Origin of the sequence: Endozoicomonas sp., from assembly GCF_051008435.1 — a bacterium.
Classification (GTDB): domain Bacteria; phylum Pseudomonadota; class Gammaproteobacteria; order Pseudomonadales; family Endozoicomonadaceae; genus Endozoicomonas_A.
Window position 1 is genome coordinate 1 of the sequence record NZ_JBPCXO010000018.1, and the last position, 3,798, is coordinate 3,798.

The 3,798-nt window shown below is 44.5% G+C and carries 7 protein-coding genes; 1 reads left to right on the forward strand and 6 read right to left on the reverse strand.

Annotated elements, in window-relative coordinates:
• Positions 1 to 51: 51 nt before the first annotated feature.
• From ACR2PX_RS00670 to ACR2PX_RS00695, 6 genes are all read right to left on the reverse strand, one after another.
• Entirely contained in the window at positions 52 to 429 is a 378-nt protein-coding gene (locus tag ACR2PX_RS00670) for a hypothetical protein (RefSeq protein ID WP_433997440.1), read from the reverse strand.
• 7 nt (positions 430 to 436) lie between these two features.
• Positions 437 to 574, reverse strand: a complete 138-nt coding sequence (locus ACR2PX_RS00675) for a hypothetical protein (protein WP_433997441.1) — start codon at positions 572 to 574, stop codon at positions 437 to 439.
• Positions 571 to 1,185, reverse strand: a complete 615-nt coding sequence (locus ACR2PX_RS00680) for a hypothetical protein (protein ID WP_433997442.1) — start codon at positions 1,183 to 1,185, stop codon at positions 571 to 573. The genes ACR2PX_RS00675 and ACR2PX_RS00680 overlap by 4 nt, the downstream gene beginning before the upstream one ends.
• A gap of 258 nt (positions 1,186 to 1,443) precedes the next feature.
• On the reverse strand, positions 1,444 to 1,701 hold the full coding sequence (locus ACR2PX_RS00685) for a hypothetical protein (protein ID WP_433997443.1): 258 nt from the start codon (positions 1,699 to 1,701) through the stop codon (positions 1,444 to 1,446).
• Positions 1,698 to 1,967 carry a DUF4236 domain-containing protein gene (locus tag ACR2PX_RS00690; RefSeq protein ID WP_433997444.1) on the reverse strand — a complete coding sequence of 90 codons (270 nt, stop codon included), beginning with the start codon at positions 1,965 to 1,967 and terminating at the stop codon, positions 1,698 to 1,700. Before ACR2PX_RS00690 ends, ACR2PX_RS00685 begins: the two co-directional genes overlap by 4 nt.
• A 17-nt stretch (positions 1,968 to 1,984) precedes the next feature.
• Positions 1,985 to 3,352, reverse strand: a complete 1,368-nt coding sequence (locus ACR2PX_RS00695) for a Fic family protein (protein WP_433997445.1) — start codon at positions 3,350 to 3,352, stop codon at positions 1,985 to 1,987.
• 292 nt (positions 3,353 to 3,644) lie between these two features.
• Between ACR2PX_RS00695 and ACR2PX_RS00700 the strand changes: the two genes are divergently transcribed.
• Positions 3,645 to 3,798: transposase (locus ACR2PX_RS00700; RefSeq protein ID WP_433997446.1), on the forward strand; the 154-nt coding region annotated here is incomplete at its 3' end.

The following is a 3,798-nucleotide window of genomic DNA, read 5'->3' on the forward strand; positions in this document are numbered from 1 at the left end:
AAATATGCAGCCGATTTTAAAGAAAATATGACTATTCAGTTTGATAAGCTTCTACCCAGATGGAACTACACTGCCACTCCTGAGGCAGGGTGAAGTCAGGAAGTTATTTTTAGACAAATCCTTAGCATGCTCATCATGGCTTAGCAAAAACGAAATAGGGTTGTAATCAATACAGCCCTTATAGCGATGATAGCTATCAAAACAGACGCCCGGCATTCCATTATTCATGGGCAGAACCTTGTCTTCTTTCAAAGATTCAAGCCTTTTGTCCTCTTGGCCATCAACAAACCCCGTATTGAAATTAATCAGAGCGTTTACAGGATCTCCAATGGTTAGACCTCTGAACTCTGGCGGCTCGTCAGAGTGGGCCTGAGGCGTAGCAAAGGAAGCTATCAGGGCAATGATCGACAACAGTTTTACAGCTTTCATTTTTGTGTCACTCGGTTTTTCGCATTTCCAGGATCGAGGTCAGATAATCAGATTTATCTTCGTACTCTTCCACTACATCAGCCAGGCACTCAAGGGCAAATTGAATTAGATAACGTGCGGATATTTCCAGCTCTCCACGGCTCATGCGCTCAAAGTCAGGCCGTCACCGTCTACCGGTACACCATATCGCTCACACAACCAGCGAACAGATTCAGGAGCCCAATCTATGGCACCTACTTGATCGTACAGCCCTGTCTCAGGATCTGGCCACTTCAGGCAATAATTTCCTTCAACCTGGTTGAACCAATCATCATTTTCAAGAAGACCATAAAACACCGTGCCCTTTTCTTCTCTCTCCAGGATAGGACGGAAATCAAGTTGGAATATTGCAGGTTTTTTATCTCTAGATTCGGAAAACTCTATTTTCAAAACCTTGTCTGTGTCGTATGTCTTCAGGCGAGTGGCTTTTCCTATTCCTGGCTCATGGTGCCCGACTTGATACCGGTCCAAATATTGGCGCATTTTTTCAAGAACTCCATCAAAGCTTTTGAGTTTTACCGATATCAGGCAGTATGCTCCATCGGATACTGAGTAGTCAGCTCTATCGACTTCTACCGGATCCGGACCAATGTCCTTGTCTAAACCGAATATGCAGGGCCCGACAGTAATAATTCGTTGTACGGTGAATTCACGGGCTACGAATTTTCTGAAATATTCGAGTTCTTCTTCAAGGTCAAAAACTTTCCATCCTGGCATGGACTGCAGCCTGACTCTTGCTGACAACCAGTCACCTGCAGAAATTATTTGCCCTTCTGCAGGGTAAATGCATCCTAATACGCCGCCTGGAAGCTCAGCAAAGGCAATATGGCCACCAGCGTATCTAGGAGCCTGTCGGACTTAAGACAATTTCGGCCTAAATTCCAGAAAGAACGGTCCAATTATTTGATGAATTCGATTAAATAGGCCAACTATTCGCACGAATCCATCAAATAATTCGACTCGTTCTACTGAAATTTATGCTCGAAAGCATAAGTCCGACAGGCTCCTAGAATCGGAATACACAGTGTGAGCTACCCTGACGAAAACATCATAGATATCCTCTTCGATCCATGAGCATGACGATTTAGCCTCAAAGTTACCCTGGTGAATGTCAAAGTCTTCATCATCAATAGGATTTATCTCAATAGCCAATTGCTCAACCTGCCCGGGTAACACATGGGCGTGCTGACCTCCCCAAAGCATCCACCCTGAAACACCTATTACCAGACTCATTTTCTTGAAAACCTTTTGATCAACTTCCAGGATCCGATAACTACAACCGGGACCACCAGCAGTATGCTTGCTGCTATAAACAGCAGCGGACGTTTGGAAAAGCTTTGTCGGAATGACAGGCCCGGTATGCCCGTTTTGATAGAAAAACCACTGGTACCTATAGAGCCATGCTTGCCACGATAGCTGACAGAGCTTGGGCCTTTCTTTCCAACGTTAATGCCCAAGCCTTTACCCAACTTCAGGCGTTTTTGAAATCTGAAACCCACAAATTACCTCAAAAAACTCAATTTGATTTCTGTATTTCATCGAATGGCTTCAGCCTATATAGGGTCGTCCGTTCAACCTTGTCCTTTTTAAATAGTCCCATATCAAACAAGCCGTTTAAGGCCTGTCTGGCAGTGTTATCTGAGCATCCCGCCATCTCCTGAACCCTCCTGGCTGTGAATGCTGAATTTTGGCTCATCGCAGCTGATATAATGGAGTTTTGCAGGTCTGTCACTTCCTTTGATTTGCCGGACATTAGCAGCCATCCCGCAAACCCTCTGAGGTTTCTGAGTGCGTCCTCCCAAGAGTTATTAAACTTATTGATGGCTCGGGTAATTACTTCAGCCTGGTAGTCAAGGAAGTATGTGAGATCCATTTCATCCTTCTCGGTGTTCAAATAGGAAACCCCATACTGAACTGGTGCACCCTTTAAAATAGTGCTGATAGCAATGTACTTGAATGCCTCATACCCATGCTTGAACATAAACCAGTAAAACAGGCAGCGTGCCACCCTGCCGTTTCCATCCCGGAAGGGGTGTTCATAGCCGATTGAAAAATGTAGTGCTACAGCTTTGATCATTGGGTGGATGTATTCTGAAGAACCTTCACCATCGTGCTCTTCATTACCCCATTCGCACATTCTTTCCAGTCTTTCTTCAATCTGGTCAGCAGGTGGGGGCTCGTGAACAATCTCTCCATCACTGTTCTTCACGTATATGTCGTTGGTTTTTCGGAAGACGCCGGGTGTGTACTTGTCATCATTGATACCGGATACACCACACTCATGCATTTCTTGGATTAACGATACAGTTAAAGGCTTGTGCCTATTCTCCCAGGCGAAATTCATCATGAGATAGTTTCCCACAATCATTTTCTCGCCATCTGTTCTAGGTGTTCTATTGGAAGTAATGAGCTCTTTGGCCACGGCCGTTGTGGTAGTCGCTCCTTCGAGCTGACTGCTGCTTATGGACTCATCCTCAATAAGACTGTTAATCAGGTTCTTAAGCCGGAACTGGCCACCCATCATGCCGTCAAGATGCGTTATCTGTCCGGATGTGGTGAACCGATCCACCATTGATACGGCTTTTTGAATCTTTTTTGTCAGATAGTAGGCGCAGTACAGATTATCAGAGTCCTTTTCCCGGATCCCTTCCACATAAACTCTGTTATTCCTCCTGGATGCCTTTTTGATGTGCCAGGCTATCTTTGCATCTATGTCTTTTCCGGTCTTGTACTGAAATTTATGGAAAGGCTCATAGGCCCCCTTCTCATCAACTGGGCTGTGATACTTCATGTACTCGATCAGCTGATCCGGAGACATATTGTCAATTTCGTTGAGTGCGCTGGATATGTTTTTGGGAGGTGGGGGGTTCTTGTAACGACTCATTTTAAGTTAAACCTCAAAAACTTGGATATTTGATGTTAAGTTTACACTATTCTGTAAACCAAAACTCAAAATGTATTGTTTTTGAGGTTTTGTGTTGCCTGTTCTCCTCCCTGTTACACCTTATATATGTGTTACACCTACATGATACATAGGGCGCAACACTGCAGGCCTTGGTATATCTGGTTGTCACACCTGTCACACCCAAAAAAATACCTGTTTACCATCGACCCTACGTCATAATCCAGATGCTATATTAAACGTCTGATGACCTTTATATTTGGAGATAAATCTGATGTGTAAAAATACTGTTCAGTTCCAGAAAGGCATTGGCATTATGGAGTTTCTGGCCAACTACGGTAGTGAAGAACAGTGTGAGAGGGCACTATTCTTCTGGCGCTGGCCAGCGGGTTTCCAATGCCCAAAATGTGGTTCTCGCAGTTTCTGTA

Bases quoted from the DNA above. Each gene is read 5' to 3' on its own strand.
- ACR2PX_RS00670 (WP_433997440.1), bottom strand. From the start codon at position 429: ATGAAAGCTGTAAAACTGTTGTCGATCATTGCCCTGATAGCTTCCTTT.
- ACR2PX_RS00675 (WP_433997441.1), bottom strand. From the start codon at position 574: ATGAGCCGTGGAGAGCTGGAAATATCCGCACGTTATCTAATTCAATTT.
- ACR2PX_RS00680 (WP_433997442.1), bottom strand. From the start codon at position 1,185: ATGCCAGGATGGAAAGTTTTTGACCTTGAAGAAGAACTCGAATATTTC.
- ACR2PX_RS00685 (WP_433997443.1), bottom strand. From the start codon at position 1,701: ATGAGTCTGGTAATAGGTGTTTCAGGGTGGATGCTTTGGGGAGGTCAG.
- ACR2PX_RS00695 (WP_433997445.1), bottom strand. From the start codon at position 3,352: ATGAGTCGTTACAAGAACCCCCCACCTCCCAAAAACATATCCAGCGCA.